Source organism: Prosthecochloris marina, from assembly GCF_003182595.1.
GTDB classification, from domain to species: Bacteria; Bacteroidota; Chlorobiia; order Chlorobiales; family Chlorobiaceae; genus Prosthecochloris; species Prosthecochloris marina.
Genome location: NZ_PDNZ01000005.1, coordinates 132,412 through 152,227, shown reverse-complemented (window position 1 = coordinate 152,227; position 19,816 = coordinate 132,412). Strand labels below are relative to the sequence as shown.

General features: G+C 47.7%; 16 protein-coding genes, 2 tRNA genes and 2 pseudogenes. 8 read left to right on the top strand and 12 right to left on the bottom strand.

Annotation, left to right across the window (positions count from 1 at the left end; translation table 11 throughout):
• Positions 1-19: 19 nt before the first annotated feature.
• Positions 20-796: a hypothetical protein gene (locus tag CR164_RS08465; RefSeq protein ID WP_110023496.1), complete on the top strand. Its 777-nt coding sequence runs from the start codon at positions 20-22 to the stop codon at positions 794-796.
• An 80-nt stretch (positions 797-876) separates the two neighbouring features.
• On the opposite strand, the pseudogene CR164_RS13355 reads toward CR164_RS08465, so the two are convergent.
• From CR164_RS13355 to CR164_RS08425, 8 genes and pseudogenes are all read right to left on the bottom strand, one after another.
• Positions 877-927 (bottom strand): annotated as a pseudogene (locus tag CR164_RS13355) (DUF4113 domain-containing protein); the annotation flags it as partial.
• Between the two features lie 16 nt (positions 928-943).
• Positions 944-2,146, bottom strand: coding sequence for a tyrosine-type recombinase/integrase (locus CR164_RS08455; protein ID WP_110023494.1), 1,203 nt, complete (start codon positions 2,144-2,146; stop codon positions 944-946).
• Positions 2,147-2,342: 196 nt separating this feature from the next.
• Positions 2,343-2,415: transfer RNA gene (locus CR164_RS08450), tRNA-Pro, on the bottom strand.
• A 20-nt stretch (positions 2,416-2,435) separates the two neighbouring features.
• A tRNA-Arg gene (locus CR164_RS08445) sits at positions 2,436-2,508 on the bottom strand.
• Positions 2,509-2,633: 125 nt separating this feature from the next.
• A complete protein-coding gene (locus tag CR164_RS08440; protein WP_110023624.1) occupies positions 2,634-4,013 on the bottom strand; it encodes an FAD-dependent oxidoreductase in 1,380 nt (459 codons plus the stop codon).
• A 69-nt stretch (positions 4,014-4,082) separates the two neighbouring features.
• Positions 4,083-4,697: a recombination mediator RecR gene (gene recR / locus CR164_RS08435; protein WP_110023493.1), complete on the bottom strand. Its 615-nt coding sequence runs from the start codon at positions 4,695-4,697 to the stop codon at positions 4,083-4,085.
• Between the two features lie 9 nt (positions 4,698-4,706).
• Entirely contained in the window at positions 4,707-5,042 is a 336-nt protein-coding gene (locus tag CR164_RS08430) for a YbaB/EbfC family nucleoid-associated protein (RefSeq protein ID WP_110023492.1), read from the bottom strand.
• Positions 5,043-5,161: 119 nt separating this feature from the next.
• Positions 5,162-6,145 carry a transketolase family protein gene (locus CR164_RS08425; protein ID WP_110023491.1) on the bottom strand — a complete coding sequence of 328 codons (984 nt, stop codon included), beginning with the start codon at positions 6,143-6,145 and terminating at the stop codon, positions 5,162-5,164.
• Positions 6,146-6,215: 70 nt separating this feature from the next.
• On the opposite strand from CR164_RS08425, the gene rsmA reads away from it, so the two are divergent.
• Entirely contained in the window at positions 6,216-7,007 is a 792-nt protein-coding gene (gene rsmA / locus CR164_RS08420; protein ID WP_110023490.1) for a 16S rRNA (adenine(1518)-N(6)/adenine(1519)-N(6))-dimethyltransferase RsmA, read from the top strand.
• Here rsmA and CR164_RS08415 read toward each other — a convergent pair.
• The gene (locus CR164_RS08415; RefSeq protein ID WP_110023489.1) at positions 6,972-8,240 is read right to left on the bottom strand and encodes a metallophosphoesterase family protein; all 1,269 of its coding nucleotides are present in this window, start codon (positions 8,238-8,240) and stop codon (positions 6,972-6,974) included. The two genes, rsmA and CR164_RS08415, sit on opposite strands and share 36 nt — an antisense overlap.
• Before the next feature lie 270 nt (positions 8,241-8,510).
• Between CR164_RS08415 and CR164_RS08410 the strand changes: the two genes are divergently transcribed.
• From CR164_RS08410 to meaB, 6 genes and pseudogenes are all read left to right on the top strand, one after another.
• The gene (locus tag CR164_RS08410; protein WP_110023488.1) at positions 8,511-10,406 is read left to right on the top strand and encodes a propionyl-CoA synthetase; all 1,896 of its coding nucleotides are present in this window, start codon (positions 8,511-8,513) and stop codon (positions 10,404-10,406) included.
• Positions 10,407-10,517: 111 nt separating this feature from the next.
• Entirely contained in the window at positions 10,518-10,928 is a 411-nt protein-coding gene (gene mce / locus CR164_RS08405; protein WP_110023485.1) for a methylmalonyl-CoA epimerase, read from the top strand.
• 6 nt (positions 10,929-10,934) lie between these two features.
• Entirely contained in the window at positions 10,935-12,719 is a 1,785-nt protein-coding gene (locus tag CR164_RS08400) for a carboxyl transferase domain-containing protein (protein ID WP_110023483.1), read from the top strand.
• 71 nt (positions 12,720-12,790) lie between these two features.
• A pseudogene (locus tag CR164_RS13215) lies at positions 12,791-13,918 on the top strand (methylmalonyl-CoA mutase family protein); the annotation flags it as partial.
• A 60-nt stretch (positions 13,919-13,978) separates the two neighbouring features.
• The gene (gene scpA / locus CR164_RS13210) at positions 13,979-16,111 is read left to right on the top strand and encodes a methylmalonyl-CoA mutase (RefSeq protein WP_275068358.1); all 2,133 of its coding nucleotides are present in this window, start codon (positions 13,979-13,981) and stop codon (positions 16,109-16,111) included.
• Positions 16,112-16,121: 10 nt separating this feature from the next.
• The gene (meaB, locus tag CR164_RS08390) at positions 16,122-17,126 is read left to right on the top strand and encodes a methylmalonyl Co-A mutase-associated GTPase MeaB (protein ID WP_110023480.1); all 1,005 of its coding nucleotides are present in this window, start codon (positions 16,122-16,124) and stop codon (positions 17,124-17,126) included.
• On the opposite strand, the gene CR164_RS08385 is transcribed toward meaB, so the two are convergent.
• The 3 genes from CR164_RS08385 to CR164_RS08375 are packed head-to-tail and all read right to left on the bottom strand — an operon-like array spanning position 17,107 to position 19,679.
• Complete coding sequence (locus CR164_RS08385) at positions 17,107-17,568, bottom strand: universal stress protein (protein WP_110023478.1); 462 nt, start codon at positions 17,566-17,568, stop codon at positions 17,107-17,109. The genes meaB and CR164_RS08385 overlap by 20 nt on opposite strands.
• A 45-nt stretch (positions 17,569-17,613) precedes the next feature.
• Positions 17,614-18,369 carry a slipin family protein gene (locus tag CR164_RS08380; protein WP_110023477.1) on the bottom strand — a complete coding sequence of 252 codons (756 nt, stop codon included), beginning with the start codon at positions 18,367-18,369 and terminating at the stop codon, positions 17,614-17,616.
• A complete protein-coding gene (locus CR164_RS08375; RefSeq protein WP_239994512.1) occupies positions 18,369-19,679 on the bottom strand; it encodes an NfeD family protein in 1,311 nt (436 codons plus the stop codon). The genes CR164_RS08380 and CR164_RS08375 overlap by 1 nt, the downstream gene beginning before the upstream one ends.
• Positions 19,680-19,816 lie beyond the last annotated feature (137 nt).

Here is a 19,816-nt window from a genome sequence, read left to right as displayed (position 1 = left end):
TAATGAAATTCAAATATCAATGGAGAAAAGAGTTCTTATAGGCCTGACTATCTTTATAGGAATTTTAGTTGCTGTATCCATTTACTGCCTAGATCGCGAGAACCTTTCTGCATTTGGCAGCATTTTGTCTGGAGCGGGTAGCCTTCTCGCTGTGCTTTGGTTTTCTGCCAGTCTTCGATACCAGTCCAGACAACTAGAAGAACAGCGTAAGCAGTTTACATCGCAATATCTACACTTACAAGAAACGGGACGCAGAGATGCCCTTATGGTTGCTAAAGGAATTCTCGATAGAGCTGAAGCTCAGGCAATCGCACACAATGGGGAAATCAATTCAATTATTGAATTGAGTAACAAGTACATCCTTTGCAAGGAACTCAAACCGCTTACAGAATCCACAGATCCTCAGGTGGTTACTTGTGCATATGAAAGTTGGATGAAGAAGGAGGGGGCAGCCCTAATATTCTTGAATGGTATAAAGTCTGCTGCTGAAGTCTACCTCAGAAGTGTTGGTAAGTCAGACGTCGATTATTCAAAGGGTCCAGAAGATTTCTACTATATTTACAGTCCATTATTTGCAACGCAGCCGTTCTTCAACACCAGCAAAGGTACCGCCGACCTAATTTCTGAATTTATGGTACAACTCGCTCCTGGTCGCAAGGCTGCAGATATAGCTTTCTTTGCTGCAAACGCCAAATTAATAGGCCCTAAGATCATTAATATGGATAAGTTACGATCTAATATAAAAAAGCATGTCGAAGCGGGGTATAAACTTCCGGCAATTGCTCAGGACCTCTAACTTTTTGCTTCAGAGACGTTGTTGAATAGGTAACAAAAATCCCCTGAACTCAATCGGATATTTCCAAACTCACAACCAACCTATCCTCTTACTTCAATTATATCCTCCCACCGCGTCGTGTAACGGGGAGAATGCTACCTCAAACGCTTACCTCGATGATTTCAACTCATCGAGGTAATCCGCCCATGCCTGCATCATGCGAGTACGCTCATCGAGGTGCTTGGTGCGATTGTATGCTCCACCAAGCCGGTCAGGAACTCGGTGTCCAAGTTGGGCCTCGATAGCGTCAGGGGAAAATCCAAGCCGTTCGTGCAGGAACGTCCTTGCCGTTGCCCGGAACCCGTGGATCGTCACCTTATCCGCACTCCACCCAAGCGTTCGTAGCGCCTTGAGCAAGGTATTGTCGTTCATGAACGAATTATCCGCCTTGCCCTGGAAAACATACCGGTCGTCGCCGGTAAAGAGCGTTACGTCTTGTAAAATAGCAACAACCTGTCTTGCGAGCGGAACAATCAGGAACTCCCCTGTCTTGGTCTTGTTTGCAGGTATTCTCCACACCGCTTCATCGAGATTGATTTCCTCCCATTCTGCAGACCGCAGTTCACCAGGACGAACGAAAAGCATCGGGGCAAGCCGAAGGGCACACTTGGTGATGTAAGCGCCTTTATAGGAATCTATGCTTCGCAAGAGCCTGGCCAGTTCGTCAGGATCGGTAATCGCCGGCATGTGCCGGACCTTCGGTTTCCGCAGTACCCTGCTCAACCCGGCTGCCGGGTTCGCCGCGATCCCCTCGACACCTGTAACAAGCGCATGGATAAAAACCTGGCTTATGATCCCCTTCACCCTATGTGCCGTGTCAATAGCTCCCCTGTCCTCGACAAAACGCAGGGTCCGCAACACATCCTGTGCCGTAATGTCACCGATAACCATATTCCCGAGTACCGGCATCGCGTCCCGCTCCAGACGATAGAACATCTTCTTGGCGTGCCCTTCGGTCCACTCGCTTTTCGCTATCTCGAACCACTCTCGTGCCACAGTGGAAAACAATGTACCCTGCTTTTCCGGTTCACCCTGCCGTTTTCGCTCTTCGATAGGGTTGATACCGTCACCAAGAAGAGAGCGCGCCTCCCTGTGCAACTCTCTTGCTTTTGCCAGCCCGACATCAGGATAAACACCCAGCGTCATCGTTGCACTTTTCCCGTTGAACTTGTATCTGTACTGCCAAGTCTTCCGGCCTTTGACGGCAATGAAGAGGCAAAGCCCGCCGCCGTCAAACAAGCGGTACGGCTTGTCCTGAGGCTTGCAGCGCTTAATCTGCGTGTCTGAAAGCGGTACGATCGGTATTGGCATAAGGGTAAATGAGGGTAAATTAGAGGGTAAAGAATCAGGCAAAAAATACGATTTACCTCTTTACCCTCTAATTTACCCTCAAAATATCGGGCTTCCAAGGCACTTCACGGCACTTCACGGAACGGCACAAAAAGCAAAACCCCTGATTTTACAGGGGTTTTGGCACTTCATGGCACTCTATAATTTAACCTCTTCGTCGGGGTGGCGGGACTCGAACCCACGACCTCTGCGTCCCGAACGCAGCACTCTACCAGCTGAGCCACACCCCGATTGCCATTTTCATTTATCGTGCCCTTGGACAGATTCGAACTGCCGACCTTTAGTTCCGGAAACTACTGCTCTATCCACTGAGCTACAAGGGCTTTTCAACCCGACTCCGCGCTATCTCCAACTCATTCTTATTCAGTCGCATCCCTGTCGGTTCGGGAGAGTGAAGATAACATTTTCAGTTAAAAATCCATCATGTTATCCCCTCGATATTGCCAAACTATCCTTTTGCAACCCGGGTGATCTCATCCGAGGCCAGATTTGCACTCATAACCGCTCCCCCCATGGAATCGTAATACAGCTGCTGTGTAAATCCACCTGCAATGAAAAGATTAGGCACAGGGGTTTTCTGCGTTGGTCTGTACTGCTCCATATTCGGCAATGGCGCATAAACCGATTGCGGTATTTTAACAAGAGTCGATTTCAGGATCTTTGCCCCTTTCGATGCTTCTGGATAGCAGCTCCGCACACTTCGGTCAACCCTGGCAATAATTTCTTCTTTTGACAACGCCATCAACTCTCCGGCCGGAGCCACACAGAACTCGAAACGTGATTTCCCTTCGTGAGGTTTACCCCGAAGCATTTTGTAATCTGGCGTTGTATTGGCAAGATCGGCATAAACAGGGATTACACCATCTGGACTGAACAGCACGTTATCCTCAGGAGTTATCTTGCGGTCATACCAAATCTGAACAGAAATCACCGGAACTCCTTCAAGCTTTTCAAGTTCGCCAAAAAACTTCCAGTCTTTTTTCATCGATTCCGGAAGCACCACGTTGAGGTTATGAACCGGTAAGGCAGAAAGGTAATAGTCGGCCGAAAAAACTTCACCGTTTGCTAACCGGACACCTTTGACCGCCCCCCCTTCGTAAAGCAATTGTTCGACCGTTGTACCGGGAAAAAACTCGGCACCTTTTGCTTTCGAGTATTCCTGAAGCGGACCGATAAAATGCTCTTGTGGTGCACCTTTGAGAAAACCCATGCATGACGCATCAGGTATACGGTAAAACACTTCAGTAACATCGAGAATGATCTTTGCCGATATCTTTTCCGGCGGGATAAACTTGAGGGCAAGCGCCATAGGCCGGAACATTTTGTCAAGCAAACGATCGCCGAAGTTATGCTGTTTTGCCCATTCCGTAAACGTCAGATGATCTTGTGTCGGCGGGTATTTATCTTTTTTCAGAGCCAACGGGATCAGAGATTTGGAGAACGACAACATTTCTCCAAATGTAAAATACCCGTTTTTGACAATGGCAGGTAAAAGATGAAGTGGACTCGGTAAATCCCACGTATTGAACGTAAAACTGTTGCCTTCAGATAGCGTATAGGTTAGTTTGTGGTCCTTCCAGAGCACCGAATCATAGACGTTTATCTCACGCATGAGATCGTAAAGGACATCATACGCCCCGAAAAAGCAGTGTGTTCCGGACTCTATCCAGTCTCCCTCTTCATCTTTCCACGATGAAACTTTACCTCCATATATGGAGCGCTTTTCAAAGAGCTTTACCGAAAAGCCCTGATCCGTTAAACGCTTTGCAGCTGTGAGCCCTGCAAGACCCCCACCAAGTATTACAACTGACTTTTTATTACCTTGCACCGTCAAAATAAATGTTACGTTTGCCTCGTAATAGTCCAGAAGCTTCACGAAGCTTCTTTTTTATTTTTTTCACAAAACCGACCGTCCCTCAAGCGCTCTTGAAAGAGTTGCCTCATCGATAAACTCAAGCTCAGCACCCACAGGAATCCCTCGAGCGATTTTCGTCACTTCCACTCCAAGAGGTTTTAAAAGCCTGCTTATATATAAAACCGTTGTTTCACCTTCCACTGTAGGGCTCAATGCCATTATAACCTCCATGACTTTCACATCATCCTCCGGAGATAATCGTGCAAGTAACTCCTTTATCCGTATATCGTCCGGCCCTATCCCGTCAAGAGGAGAGATAACGCCATGCAGCACATGATACAATCCACGATATTGAGCTGTTTTTTCAAATGCAAGCACATCGGTAGGAGACTCCACAACACAAATCACCGACTTGTCACGGTTGCTTCCCCTGCAAATGGAACAAGGATCGTCACCCTGATCGGTAACATTCTGGCATATCGAACAGCTGATAACCCGTTCCTTGACATCCATAAGAGCTTTGGCAAGTTTACCGACCTCTCCTGGTTGCTCATGAAGGATATGCATGGCAAGTCGTTGGGCCGTTTTGCGCCCAATTCCCGGCAATTTCGCAAATTCTTCTATCAGTGCTTCAATTGCCGCCGATGTGTATCGCATGAAACAATCCTACTGGCCAAAATTGAAGTTTTTCAGTATATCTCCACCACCGAGCATATCGCCAGCGGCTTTTGATAATTCCTGACGTGCTTTCTCAGCTACGTTTTCAAGAGCGGTGTTTACCGCTGCAACAACCAGATCTTCAACCATTTCCATATCATCGAGTATCTCAGGGTCTATGGTTATGGAAAGAACCCTCTGCTTTCCGCTGACCGTCGCCTTGACCATCCCGCCTCCGGCGTCCCCTTCAGCGGTTATTTTTTCAAGCTGTTTCTGAACATCCTGCATCTTTGCTCCTGCCTGCTGGAGCTGCTTCATCATGTCATTTAAATTAGGCATTGCCATAACCTTTCTCTCCTTGTGCTATACATTTTCCCGAAACTCTCGTGCAATCGGTTCTCTTTGTTCATTGCTTGGCCCAGTAATCACAACATAAAACCGGTGTACCACGTTTCCGTTATCCATCATATCTTCCTACGTAAAGCCAGATATATCTTTTCAAGAATATCTTCGGTAGCAAGCTTGTATTTTTTCATCAGCTCATCAGGTTTCCCGGATTCACCGAAAGTATCTTCGACACCAACCATCTCTATCGGAACCGGAATGCTTTCCGCACAAACATGAGCGACTGCATCACCAAGCCCGTTATGCACCTGATGTTCTTCTGCCGTAACGATTGCACCGGTGTCGTTCGCTGCACGAACAATCGCCAGTTTATCGATAGGCTTGATCGTATGCATATTGATGACTCTTACGGTAACCCCTTCTTTTTCAAGAGTTCTTGCAGCTTCGAGTGCTTTCCAGACCATGATACCGCAGGCGATAACCGTAACATCCTTTCCTGGATTCAGCTCGATAGATTTCCCTATCTCGAAACCATCCTCATCAAGAGAAAAATCGGGAACCGACGGCCTGCCAAAACGCAGGTAAGCCGGACCATCATGTTCATGAAGAGCTTTTACAGCACGTTTGGTTTCACTGTAATCGGCAGGAACAACCACCGTCATTCCGGGCAAACCACGCATGAGTCCAATATCTTCAAGCATCTGATGCGTGGCCCCGTCCTCTCCAAGTGTCAAACCTGCATGTGATGCACAAATCTTCACATTGAGACGCGAATAGCATACCGACTGGCGGATCTGATCATATACCCTACCGGATGCAAATACTGCAAATGTCCCCGCATAGGGTTTCTTACCCGTAGTGGCAAGCCCTGCTGCCATGGAAATCATGTTTGCTTCAGCAATGCCAGTCTGGAAATAGCGGGAGGGAAACTCTTTCTGAAAATGATGCATATGCAATGAACCGGTCAGATCGGCACACAGTGCCACAACAGAATCATCTTTCTGACCGATTTCCAGCAATGCCTCACCAAATCCTTTACGGGTTGCAAGTGACCCGCGAGAAATGTATCGTGCAGCTTCGGCAAGGGTATTTTGTTCAGCCATTATTCCAAGAATAACTTAAATTTTTAAAAGTACTTCCCTGCTGTTATTTTTTTCTCTCAAATCGCCTGAAATGACAAAAGTTGAATATAAGCATACGGAAATAGCGGTAAAAAAAAAATTTGGTCAGAACTTCCTGACCGACCGCAATATCTGCAGAAAAATCGTCCTGTCTGCTGAAATCGAAAAGAATGATCGTGTCCTTGAAATCGGTCCTGGATTCGGAGCACTCACCAGTGCAATTCTCGAAGCATCTCCAAAAAGTTTCACCGCTGTGGAAAAAGACCGCGCATTAGCTGCGTTCATTCGAAAAGAATTTTCATCTGTCAAGGTAATCGAAGGAGATTTTCTCACAATAGACATTCCTGACCTTTCTGCTGAAGGCCCGTTGAAGATCATGGGAAACATACCTTATTCCATTACCTCTCCCATTCTCTTCAAGCTCCTCGACAATCGCAAAAACATCGTTTCAGAAACTCTGATGATGCAACATGAAGTGGCTCAACGCCTCGCTGCCAAGCCCAACACGAAAGAGTACGGTATTCTGGCCGTGCAGCTTCAGACATTCTGCGAGGTCTCATACCTTTTCAAAGTGAGTCGCAAGGTGTTCAGACCGAAACCAGACGTTGACAGTGCAGTGGTGAATATTATCCCACGCACAACTTCTCTGGATGAAAATGAGAAAGCATTCAGAAGGTTTGTCCGAACCGCTTTTAGCCAGAGAAGAAAAACCCTTCAGAACAATCTCAAAAAAAACTATGATCTCTCGAAAGTCACCTCGGTTGACTTGACCCGGCGTGCAGAATCCCTTTCGATCGACGATTTCTCTTCACTCTTCAGAGAAATCAGCTCCCTTGCCGGCTGACCCTTGCCTGCACTCTTCCTCCAGCAGCTGCGCCGTATCCAAAATGGTCTTTTTAAGTGGAAGTAACTGTTTGTTATGATTGATATACATCTCCAAGGCGTCTCTTGTTGAGAGGTTGCGGTGTAACTCGGGGACCCTGCTCCGGGCCGATTCCTGCTCAACCTTCAGCTGTATACCTCCGATAACAAATGCAGATCGCAATGACCGACGGATCTCTTTCATTTCTACAAGACCACGCTGACCGGCATGACAGGTTATAACCACCCTGACGACTGCTTCTTCGAGTATCTCGTTACCGATTTTTTCAAGAATAAGCGGCATCGGCTCTTCTTCTCCCCTGACATCGATCTCAAGCTGAATCATCTTCCTCGAAGGAGTAAGAACATGACGGAATGCCACTTCTTTTTTCTTCGAGATGTCGATCATGACAAACCCTTTTTTCTGCACGGCTTCGGCAAAACTTATCCGTTCAATACTCCCTGAATAGACCACAGGAGGTTTTCTTTCCTTATTCAACTCCTGGTACTTATGAATATGACCCAATGCAACATAATCGAACTCCGGCTGTTTCAGCATGGAAAGCGTGAAAACAGGGTCCCTTGTAACCAGGGTCACCCGCTCGGAACCTTCGGTCATAACAGCTGTTTCCACATGCAAATGACCGGCAACAACAACCGGATAGCTCACCGGCTCTTTTCTCAGGCGCTCGGCTTCAGCCATTACAAATCCCGAATAGATCTCATGAACTTTTTCATGCTGCTTTTCTTTAGCCAATGCAGCAAACTCTTCTTTTGTTCGCAATTCATGAATCATCGGCCAAGGCAGACCGATGACTCTAACCGGCCCGCTTTTCGTCATGATATCCCTTGATTCACACGTAGTAAAGAGATGGATATTGTCAGAGAAAAGTGAGAATATCTCCATAGAGTTTACTTTCCCAAACGTATAAGGATGATCATGATTTCCAACGATCATCACAATCGGAATATCGCGATCAAGGAGAGGCTTCAAACTGCGGGCAAATATTCTTTGATCCGTCTGGCTTGGATTCATATCACGATAAGCGTCTCCACAAAAAAGAATCAGGTCAACATTCTCTTTTATCGCATGGTCTACCATGTATCGAAAACAACGCTCGAAATCACCAAGTCTTGAATGTAGACCGGTTTTCGGGTCAATAACCCCATGGGTTTTATAACCTATATGAATATCAGCTGTGTGGAGAATCTTCATAACTTTTTTCTTCTTACCGCTATATATCAAAAATCACCGTAAAAGTTCATATGTACAAGCACCTCATCGTTCTTCTGCCTTCATAAGAACACAGTACTATAGTCATGGTTTTACGATCGATATTTTGTAAAATGGAAGTTTACAACAACCCTTCTTAATCTTCTAAATCTTCTATCTTTTTCATTTCCTTGTCACAGTCAAGGCGCTCTGAAAATATCGTTGTAAACATTCAAAACGCCAGCATTAAACCTTATTAAACGTGACTTCAGCATGCAACACTCTTATGAAACTGCCTACGGGAAATCAATTGACAGCCCTGAACAATTCTGGGCTGATGCCGCAGAAAATCTTCACTGGTACACGAAATGGAACAGAGTGCTTGACGATACCAACCCTCCTTTTTACCGATGGTTTGCCGGAGGCAAAACAAACACCTGCTACAACGCTCTCGACCGTCATGTCGATGAAGGTCGAGGTAACGATACCGCGATAATCTACGACAGTCCGGTAACTGGAGTAAAAGAGCGTTTCACGTTCCGCGAGTTCCGCGACAAGGTAGCACTTTTTGCTGGAGCCTTACAGTCAAGAGGGGTACGAAAAGGAGACCGTGTCATCATTTACATGCCGATGATTCCGGAAGCTGTTATCGCCATGCTTGCTTGCGCAAGGATCGGTGCCATTCATTCCGTGGTATTTGGAGGATTCGCGCCGCATGAACTGGCTGTCAGGATAGACGACTGTAAACCAAAAGTCATTATTTCCGCATCCTGCGGTATCGAAAAAGACAAAGTTATAGATTATAAACGGCTACTTGATTTCGCCATTGAACTGGCTCACTTCAAGCCTGAAATGTGCATTATCCGCCAGCGAGAGAAATTCAGGGCGCCTTTGAACGAAGATCGGGATCTAACCTGGAAACAAGCCCTTCTCGGAGCCGAACCGGTTCCCTGCATCCCTGTCGAATCATCCGATCCGCTTTATATCCTCTATACTTCGGGAACAACCGGAAAACCAAAAGGCGTCGTGCGCGACAACGGAGGGCACATGGTTGCTCTGAAATGGAGCATGAAGCATGTATACAATGTCAAACCGGGTGAAACCTACTGGGCGGCGAGCGATATCGGATGGGTTGTGGGACACTCCTATATTGTCTACGGTCCCTTACTCAATGGCAATGCAACCATCATCTTTGAAGGCAAACCGGTCGGCACACCCGACCCGGGTGTTTTTTGGAGAATCATCAGTGAATACAATGTCTCTGTTTTTTTTACAGCACCTACAGCTTTCAGGGCAATTAAAAAAGAGGATCCAAAAGGTTCCTACATAGAAAAATACGACCTGTCAGGACTTCGTTCGCTTTTCCTCGCTGGCGAAAGAGCCGACCCCGATACGGTCCAATGGGCCGAGGAAAAACTGAATGTACCGGTTATCGACCACTGGTGGCAAACCGAAACCGGCTGGGCTATCGCTGCAAACTGCATGGGGATAGAGCCTGGCAAAATCAAATACGGATCGGCGTCAAAAGCCGTACCGGGTTATAATGTCAAGGTTATCAACCAGAGCAAAGAAGAACTTCCGGCTGGCCAGATGGGCGATATCGTGATCCGCAATCCTCTCCCACCGGGGACCATGCTGACACTTTGGAACGCTGACAATCACTTTATCGACAGCTATATGTCGAAATACCCCGGCTACTACCTTACCAGTGACGCTGGCTACATCGATGAAGACGGCTACCTGTTCATCATGTCGCGTACAGACGATATTATCAACGTCGCAGGACACCGTCTCTCAACCGGAGCAATCGAAGCAGAGCTATGCGCCCATCCGGATGTAGCTGAAAGTGCGGTTATCGGTGCTGCAGACGAACTCAAAGGAGAAGTACCTGTAGGGTTTCTCGTTTTAAAATCCGGCGTCGATACTCCACACAGCCAGATCATCAAACACGTCATCGAGTTTGTGCGTGAAAACATCGGCCCTGTTGCCTCGTTCAAGCAAGCGGTCATCGTCGATCGTTTGCCAAAAACCCGTTCAGGCAAAATACTCAGGGGCACCATGAGAAAAATCGCGAACAGTGAGGAATATACCATGCCGGCAACAATCGACGATCCGGTTATCCTCGACGAAATCAAAGAAGCCTTGCAACTAATCGGATATGCAAATTAACCGGTAAACTGCCGACAGTCAACACTCATTAAGCACTCTGCCAGAACTCATGAGCGAAAGGTTAGCAGAACAAGTAAAAGAATCATCGTCTCAACATATCAACAATTCCTGATGATCTCGAATATCGACCACATTGCCATTGCGGTGCACGATCTAGAAAACTCGCTTGAACAGTTCAAGATACTGACCGATGCAACCGATGCACAAATCCGTATCGAAGAGGTTCCTTCCGAAAAAGTCAGGGTAGCGTTCATTCAGATCGGAAACTCGAAAATCGAGCTGCTGGAACCACTTGGAACAGCCAGCCCAATCACGAGATTTCTTGAAAAACGAGGCGAAGGCCTTCACCATATCGCGCTTGAAACCGAAAACCTGGAAGCAGAAATCAAAAGAACCGTTAAAGAAAATCTCCTGCCAATTTCTGCCCCTTCAGAAGGGGCGGGCGGGAAAAAAGTTGTATTTTTCAACCCCAAAGACACCGGTAAAGTTCTTGTAGAGTTTATTCAGAAGATTCAGGATTAAGGTATTGTGAAGCATTTTTTTCTCCCTTTCGAAAAAAAACAAGGTTTCAGCTATTCAGCAAAGAGCATCGAACAGCTGAGCGAGTATGAGAAGTACCAGTTATCATTTCACCCGGAACGCCCAAAATACCTTGATTATTTAGACATTTTCAAGGAGGTTGAGGAGTGCCTGCAAACCAACACATACGGCGGTTGTCTCATACAGACCCACAAAGCCATGCTTGATACCCCAAAGGGGGCATTGAAGGTCATGCTGATCGGCCAGCAATCTGCTCCCACCTCCGATTTCGAGCACCTCCAGGAACTGATGCAGAAAAATGGGTTTGCCGAACAGTGGAATCAGGGAATGCCCACACCGGCATCCTATGAGCGCGCTTTGAAAGCAATAGAGATAGCCGAGCTTGAAAATCGCCTCATTATAACATTGATCGATACACCGGGAGCCGATCCTACTGAAGAAGCGGAAACAGGAGGTATTGCCTGGAAAATCGGGAGGTGTATGCAGGCTCTTGCCGAAACACCCGTCCCGACAATCTCGGTAATCATGAACCGTGGGTGCAGCGGCGGCGCCATAGCCTTGACCGGCTGCGACAGAGTTCTCGCCATGGAAAATGCCACATACCTGGTAATCTCTCCCGAAGCTTGTTCCTCGATACTTTTCAGAACGCGTGCCAAAGCAAATTATGCTGCAGAAATTTCACAAATCACAGCCCGAGAAGCACATTTTCACGGTATTGTCGACGCACTTGTCGCCGAACCGGAGGGACCCGCACACCGATTTCCCAATGCTGCTATAGCCTCCTTAAAACAATCGCTGATATCACATGCAACGGAGCTTGCAACCATTCCTTCTGAAAAGATTTTTTCCGAAAGAGTAGAACGATGGAAAGCAATCGGTCAATGGGACGAGATGCAGGAATCTGATATAGCTCTTTTTGAACGCAACATCTCAAGATGTTTGAAAAAACCTGCTGGCGGATTCTACATCAAGCGCCATAAAGGGTGCAGAAATAACGACAAGGAAAGAATCTACGACCCAGTTTTTTTCCCTGACCTACTGCGAAACAACTACGTCTGTCCTGAATGCGGCTACCGCTATACCCGGCTTTCTGCAAAAGACTATATCAAGCATGCCCTCGACAAAGGCTCTTTCCGGGAACATCCCGACACACGCCGCATCGTGGACAGGGATATCCTCCTTTTCCCGAAATACCGGGAGAAGCTCGAAGAAGCACGTTTAGCGACCGGTCAGGCCTCAGCTTTCATCACAGGCGATGGAATGGTTTTCGGACAAGACGTAGTGTTCTGTGCTACTGATTTCGGCTTTCTAGGAGGCTCGTTCTGCATGTCAACGGGAGAAAAAATCTGGCGTGCCTGCGAAACCGCTATCCAACGCAGGTGCCCGATCATCCTCCAGGCAGCAGGTGGCGGAGCGAGAATGCATGAAGGTTGTTCCTCGATGGTCAGCATCCCAAAAGTGCATGTCGCCCTTTCGAGGGTTGAAAAAGCATCCCTTCCTGTGATTACCATCGTTACCGACCCTACCCTTGGAGGTGTAGCCATCGGTATAGGATCGAGAGGTGTTCAGCTATTTGAATACAATGCAGGGAACATCGGTTTTTCCGGCAAACGTGTCATCGAACAATACACCGGGAAAAAAACCTCCCGCGGTTTCCAGACAACCCGATGGCTTGAAGAAAAGGGGTATGCAAAGCATATCGTCAAGCCAGAAAATCTGAGACATCGACTTTCACTCATTATCGAAGCGCATAGGAAAACCATTGCATCATGAACGCTTGAACCCCTTCACTGCCAGCGTCAATTACAGCTTATTCAGGAAACCATTTATCACGTTTGAAAACTATGTTCGAGGATTTTAACCCGGTAACGAAACAACAGTGGAAAAAGCAGGTTCAAACAGATCTCAGAGGAACCGACTACAGCGCAATCGAATGGTTCAACCCTGACGGATTTTCTCTCGCTCCTTTCTACAGTCCCGAAGAAAGGCCGCAATGCAGCCTTCCTCCTGCCGCCGGCAAAAAAGATAACAGCTGGAAAGCTGGTATAGAAATAGACGCCTCAAATCCACAACTGGCCAATGCCGAAGCGACTGAGCATGTCGAAAAAGGTATGCATTCCCTTCTTTTCGATGCATCCGGTGTTACCGAGCCAGACGATGCGTTTATCAACCTGCTGTTACACGATATTGATCCCCGCTCTGTTTTTCTCCATTTTTCAGGAATTGCAAACCCCCTGAATTTTGTTGACGCACTTTCACAACACCCCTTATTCAGTCATTTCAAAGGCGGGTTGATCGACAAAGGCAATGCCCCCGCTACCGATCTTCTTCAATATTCTCAGCATGCAGCGCGGTTCAGAACATTAGGAATAAGCGACCGCGAATGGCAGGAAAAAGGAGCAACCACTGCTCAGCAAATCGGATTGATTGCCGCTTCTGTACGTGATCTGTTCAGAGAACTGGAATCAACTGTCAACCCACTCGATGCTGCATCGTTTTTCACTCTCAATTTTACCACGAGCAGCTCCTTTTTCACTGAAATAGCGAAGTTCAAGGCGTTCAGGCTCCTGTGGAAAAGAATAACGCAGCAAACCTGTAGTTCAGTCATTGCCGAGCCGACGGTAACGGCAACAACCGTCACCGGAAAACCCTTCATGGGAGATCATCACAGTACGCTCATAGAACTTTCAACCGTCACCACAGCAGCAGTTTTGGGAGGATACGATACGCTGTTCATAAGCCATTTCGACCGCCGGAACAATACAGACAGGTCATTTGCCGCCGGTCTCTCACGAAACATCCACCACATCCTCAAACATGAAAGCATGCTCGACCGGGTCATCGACCCTGCTGCGGGCTCGGCATATATCGAAACACTCTCATCAAACCTTGCAGAATCAGCCTGGAAAGTTTTTACAGCTATCGAAGAGTGCGGAGGCATGCGCCTTGCCACGGAACAGGGTATAACGACCAAACTGATTGTTTCGGAAAACAGATGCTGTGCCGATGCCCCGGTAACGGCAAACGAAAGCATAACCATCGAGTATTCCTCCAAGACATGCAACATCCCGGTTAACGATCAACCGACCCTTGAAGGCATACCGATCAAGAACATTTACACATCGGAGGATACCGACAATGCCGAACAACTACAGTTCGCTCCAGGCTTTCCGCCATACACGGGAGGCCCATACACAACAATGTATACTGTCCGTCCATGGACCATTCGTCAATATGCAGGGTTCTCGACCGCTGAAGAATCAAATGAGTTTTACCGGGAAAACCTGGCTGCAGGACAAAAAGGCTTGTCCGTTGCTTTCGACCTGCCGACACACCGCGGCTACGATTCCGACCATCCCCGCGTTGTCGGAGATGTAGGCAAGGCTGGAGTCGCCATCGATTCGGTTGAAGACATGAAAATTCTCTTCAACCGGATACCTCTCGATACAATGTCGGTATCGATGACCATGAATGGCGCAGTGCTTCCCATCATGGCATTCTACATCGTTGCAGCCGAAGAACAGGGGGTTGCTCCGGATAAACTCAGCGGCACCATCCAAAACGACATACTCAAGGAGTTTATGGTCCGCAACACCTATATCTATCCTCCAGAACCGTCCATGCGCATAGTATCGGATATTTTCCGCTACACTGCCGAAAATATGCCAAAGTTCAACTCCATAAGCATATCGGGATATCACATGCAGGAAGCCGGCGCAACGGCCGATCTCGAACTTGCCTATACCCTTGCAGACGGCCTCGAATACCTGAGAACCGGTATCGAGACAGGGCTCGGCATAGACGACTTTGCCCCCCGCCTCTCGTTTTTCTGGGGTATCGGCATGAATTTCTTCATGGAAATCGCCAAGCTCAGAGCCGCAAGAATGCTTTGGGCAAAGATTGTCAAGCGGTTCAATCCCTCGAACCCGAAATCCCTGATGCTGCGTTCCCACTGTCAAACGTCAGGCTGGAGCCTGACCGAACAGGATCCTTTCAACAATATCACCCGAACCTGCATAGAGGCTCTTGCCGCCGTGCAAGGCCATACACAATCGTTGCACACCAATGCCCTGGATGAAGCCATTGCCCTGCCTTCGGTCTTTTCCGCCCGCATCGCCAGAAACACACAGCTTTTCCTGCAGAAAAAAACCGATATTACAAGAGCGATCGATCCTTGGGCAGGCTCCTATTTTGTCGAAACCCTGACCAACGAACTTGCCGGAAAAGCCTGGAACCTCATAGAGGAAATCGAGCAGATGGGCGGTATGGTACAAGCCATCGAAAAAGGCCTGCCAATGCGCCGCATCGAAGAAGCCGCCACAAAACGCCAGGCTCGGATAGACAGCGGGCAAGATCTCATTGTCGGAGTCAACTGCCATACAAACAGCTCCGGTGGTACTGACATAGAAATCCTGGAAGTGGACAACTCGAAAGTCCTCACAAGCCAGTTGGAAAAACTTTCGACAATCAAGCATGTAAGAGATGAAAGTGCAGTCAATACTGCACTTGAACAACTCAAGAACTCTGCACGGAACAACAAAGGAAACCTCTTAGAAACCGCAGTGGTCGCAGCAAGAGCAAGAGCGACTCTTGGTGAAATATCAAACGCCTGTGAAGAGTCTTTCGGCAGGCACCGCTCATCCGTCCGGCTCAGTACAAATGTTTATCAATCTCAGATGAACGACAACCAACTCTTTATGAAAGCACATGATCTTGCAGAAGCATTCGCTCACCGTGCCGGCCGCAGACCGAGAATCCTGGTGGCAAAAGTCGGCCAAGACGGTCATGACCGCGGAGCAAAAGTTATTGCTGCAGCTTTTGCCGACATCGGTTTCGACGTCGATATCAGTCCGCTGTTTCAAACACCTGAAGAGGTCGTTCAGCAAGCGCTCGACAACGATGTACATCTTGTCGGTGTTTCAAGTCTTGCCGGAGGTCATAAAACCCTTGTCCCAGCAATAGTTGAAGGGCTGCTGAAAGCAGGAAGAAATGATATTCTCGTAATCGCAGGCGGAGTAATTCCGGAAAAAGACTATGGGTTTTTGCTCGATTCGGGAGTCACAAAAGTTTTCGGACCGGGCACGGTCATCACCGAAGCGGCTGCGACAATCCTGCGAATGTTGATCGATAGATTTTCGGCTGTAGATGAGTCCGCACTGCAATAAACAGGAAATAATGTCAGAATCGAGAAGCCATATTTCCGCCAAAAAGATAGCAAAACAGATCAGGCAAGGTGACCGCAATGCATTGAGCCGGGCAATAACGCTTGTTGAATCCACAAAAACCGACCACCAGGAACTGGCCTATACAATACTCGACAGCTGTCTTCAAACCGGACACCAATCACTCCGAATAGGGATAACCGGGCCTCCCGGATCAGGAAAGAGCACCTTCATTGAAGCCCTGGGCCTCGAAATTCTTAACAACCCCGATAATAAAATCGCAATTCTTACCATCGATCCGAGCAGCAAAAGTTCCGGAGGAAGTATTCTCGGTGATAAGGCTCGTATGGAAAAGCTTTCAGGACGAAAAGAGGTGTTTATCCGTCCCTCCCCATCATCGGGATATCTTGGGGGAACATCGCCCAAAACTCACGAAGCGATCCTCCTCTGTGAAGCTGCCGGATATAATATCATTATCGTTGAAACAGTCGGTGTCGGCCAATCGGAAATTCTTGTCGCATCCATGGTGGACTATATTCTGCTGCTTATGCTGCCAGGGTCGGGCGATGAACTGCAGGGTATAAAACGGGGTATAATGGAAATAGCTGACGACATCGCGATCACCAAAAGCGATGAAGCTTCACAAAAGAGCGTCCTTCACTCTCAGGCTGCATGCGAATCTGCCTTGAAACTTCTGCCGAAAAAGTATACCGTATGGAAACCGCATACAACGCTCACCTCCGCAGTGACAGGGGAAGGCATCGACAAAATCTGGAACAATATTCTCAAGTTCAGCCAAATCCTGAGGGAAAACGGCATTTTTGAAGAAACCCGCAAAAAGCAACTTCACCAGCTTTTTCGCGAACAGGTAGACCTGCAACTGAAGCAAATGTTCCATAACCACCCGCAGACCAAGTCTTTTCTGGCAAAGGTTACAGCAGCCGTCGAAGAAAAAAGCATCAGTCCGTTTACCGGAGCTAAAAAGCTGGTGGAAAAAGTTATTCGCCCTCCTCGATAAACTCCTTTTCCTCTGCCTTGACGATTAAAACAGGGCATTTCGCCTTGCGCACCACAGACTCGGCAACGCTACCCATAAGGATCCGGCTCAATCCTGTTTTTCCATGAGAACCGACAATAATCAGGTTGACATCGAGCTCCTCTGCTTTTTCAAGAATGGTTTCGGAAGGCGTACCGATTTGTACATCGGCTTGCACTTCAATACCCTTTTCACGCTCGGTCCGTATGATTTCTTCAAGGTCCTCTTTGGCTGCTTTTTCAAGATCCTCTTCCAACGGAACATAGGAAAGAGACATATCAACCGCCATCGGTCTGGGTTCGACAACATTAAGCAGAACAAGCGACGCTCCCATTCCTTTGGCAAACTCATGGGCATAACGTACAGCCTTTCGGGATGCTTCGGAAAAATCAACCGGACAAAGAATTCTACGGATTTTTATCATGGTGAGAGGTTTTTCATTGTTGAAAAATCAAATCTATACCACTCTTCACTTCCCTCCTCCTTTTTCCATGAAAGGTCTCAGAAGATCGATCGGTATGGGGAAAATCGTCGTTGAGTTGTTTTCTGCTGCAATATCCTGGAGTGTCTGCAAATACCTCAACTGTAAAGCACTGGGGTTTTCAGCAATAATCGCAGCAGCTTCGTTCAGACGTTTTGCAGCCTGAAACTCACCTTCGGCATTGATAATCTTTGAACGTCTCTCTCTCTCGGCTTCCGCCTGCTTGGCCATAGCGCGCTGCATTTCTATCGGAAGGTCAATTTCTTTGATTTCCACCTTGCTCACCTTCACACCCCAGGGCTCCGTATCCTTGTCGAGAATTGCCTGGATCCGTTCGTTGATCTCATCCCTTTCAGAAAGCAAGTGATCCAGCTCCCCCTGACCGCATGTGCTTCTGAGGGTCGTTTGAGAAAGCTGAGAGGTCGCAAAATGAAAATCTTCGACATCGACAATAGCCTTGATGGAATCGATTACCCTGAAGTAGACCACTGCGCTTACTTTGACCGTGACATTATCTTTTGTGATGACGTCCTGAGGAGGAACATCCAGGGTAACAGTACGCATATCGATCCGCACCATTTTATCGATAAAAGGAATAAGAATAATGATTCCAGGCCCTTTTGAACCGATAACACGCCCGAGCCTGAATATTACGGCTCGTTCGTACTCTCTTAGAATTTTGATTGCAGAAACAAGAAACGCCACTGCAAGAAAAATGATTGGTATAAGATTGATGGTTGACATTATGCCTTCTCCTGTTTTTTGGTTACCTGTAACACAAGCCCTTTCAAGCCGTTCACCCTTACAGCCTCCTTTTCCGGAATCACCTCATCGCTCACCGCCTCCCAAATCTCACCGTGAACAAAAACCTTTCCAGGCTCACCAGGCGAGATCCCGTGAATCACCCTACCTTCCTCGCCAAGCAGCTGTTCAGGGCCGGAAGTCAATTTCATTCTCGTCGATTTTGCTACCAGCCAAATAATGACGAGCATAGCTGCCGAAACGCTGATATACACCGGCAGGAATACCGCCATGGAAATGGATACACCACTTTCAGCGGTATTAAAAAGCATGAGAGACCCGACAAACAATGCAACAAGACCTGCTATGGCAAGGATTCCTCCACTTGCCACGAAAAGCTCCAACCCAAAAAACACTACAGCAAGTACAATAAGCAACAAGCCAACAACATTGACCGGTAAAGCCTGAAGTGCAAAAAGCGCAAGGAGAAGAGAAATCGCTCCCAGCACACCCGGGAATATCGAACCGGGATTGGCAAGCTCGAAATAAAGCCCGGCCAAACCAACCATGATAAAAATATAGGCAAGATTAGGATCAGCCAGTTTGATAAGAATCTGTTCCTGCAAGGTTGGTGTAAACTCTTCCACAATGGCAGCCTTCAAGTCAAGCGTCACCTCACCATCGATCGTTTCAACCTGCTTGCCGTCCAGCATGGCAAAAAGTTCGTTACGGTCGGCAGCAACAAAATCGATCACACCCTCTTTCAGCGCTTCATTCGCGCTGGAAGCAATGCTCTCGCGCACCGCTTTTTCGGCCCAGTCCGCATTTCTGCCCCGCTCTTCGGCTATGCTCCTGGCAAATGCCGCCAGATCATTCTCCGCCTTCTTTTTCATGGTGTCATCACCCTCACCCCCTCCACCGCCAAGACCGACCGGGCTTGCTGCACCGATCTCCGTTCCAGGCGACATCGCAGCAACATGAGCGGAAATAGTCAGAAGAGCCCCCGCTGAAGCTGACTGCGCTCCCTGGGGAGCCACATAGACAATTATCGGAACACGCGACGCAAGAACACGCTGGATCATACTGCGCAGGGAAGAAACCAGACCGCCTGGTGTATCGAGTTCAACCAGTACTGCATGAGCGCCCTGTTTTTCAGCTTCATCAATGGCACGTTCGAAAAAATCAGCACTGCCTGGATTCACCGTACCCTGAAGAGACAGCAGGTACACTACCTTTCGGCCATCGTCCCTTGCTGCGTAAGACAAATCGCAAATGTTGAAAACAACCCCAAGCGATAATATGAACGCAAACAAGAAAAAAATTTTTCGTGAAAGAATTCGGGCCATGGCAGCTCAAAAAAATGATTTTATTTCTATTGAACAGCGGCAACGCTGTGAATCTCTATGTAAATATAATCAAACCTTTTGTACCCGCATTCTGTTCCTGTAAA

What these genes read in the sequence shown, in the direction of transcription:
- mce (WP_110023485.1), top strand. Translation starts at nt 10,518, where the DNA reads ATGATCTCGAATATCGACCACATTGCCATTGCGGTGCACGATCTAGAA.
- CR164_RS08425 (WP_110023491.1), bottom strand. Translation starts at nt 6,145, where the DNA reads ATGGCTGAACAAAATACCCTTGCCGAAGCTGCACGATACATTTCTCGC.
- meaB (WP_110023480.1), top strand. Translation starts at nt 16,122, where the DNA reads ATGTCAGAATCGAGAAGCCATATTTCCGCCAAAAAGATAGCAAAACAG.
- CR164_RS08430 (WP_110023492.1), bottom strand. Translation starts at nt 5,042, where the DNA reads ATGGCAATGCCTAATTTAAATGACATGATGAAGCAGCTCCAGCAGGCA.
- CR164_RS08465 (WP_110023496.1), top strand. Translation starts at nt 20, where the DNA reads ATGGAGAAAAGAGTTCTTATAGGCCTGACTATCTTTATAGGAATTTTA.
- CR164_RS08455 (WP_110023494.1), bottom strand. Translation starts at nt 2,146, where the DNA reads ATGCCAATACCGATCGTACCGCTTTCAGACACGCAGATTAAGCGCTGC.
- CR164_RS08385 (WP_110023478.1), bottom strand. Translation starts at nt 17,568, where the DNA reads ATGATAAAAATCCGTAGAATTCTTTGTCCGGTTGATTTTTCCGAAGCA.
- rsmA (WP_110023490.1), top strand. Translation starts at nt 6,216, where the DNA reads ATGACAAAAGTTGAATATAAGCATACGGAAATAGCGGTAAAAAAAAAA.
- CR164_RS08415 (WP_110023489.1), bottom strand. Translation starts at nt 8,240, where the DNA reads ATGAAGATTCTCCACACAGCTGATATTCATATAGGTTATAAAACCCAT.
- recR (WP_110023493.1), bottom strand. Translation starts at nt 4,697, where the DNA reads ATGCGATACACATCGGCGGCAATTGAAGCACTGATAGAAGAATTTGCG.
- CR164_RS08380 (WP_110023477.1), bottom strand. Translation starts at nt 18,369, where the DNA reads ATGTCAACCATCAATCTTATACCAATCATTTTTCTTGCAGTGGCGTTT.
- CR164_RS08410 (WP_110023488.1), top strand. Translation starts at nt 8,511, where the DNA reads ATGCAACACTCTTATGAAACTGCCTACGGGAAATCAATTGACAGCCCT.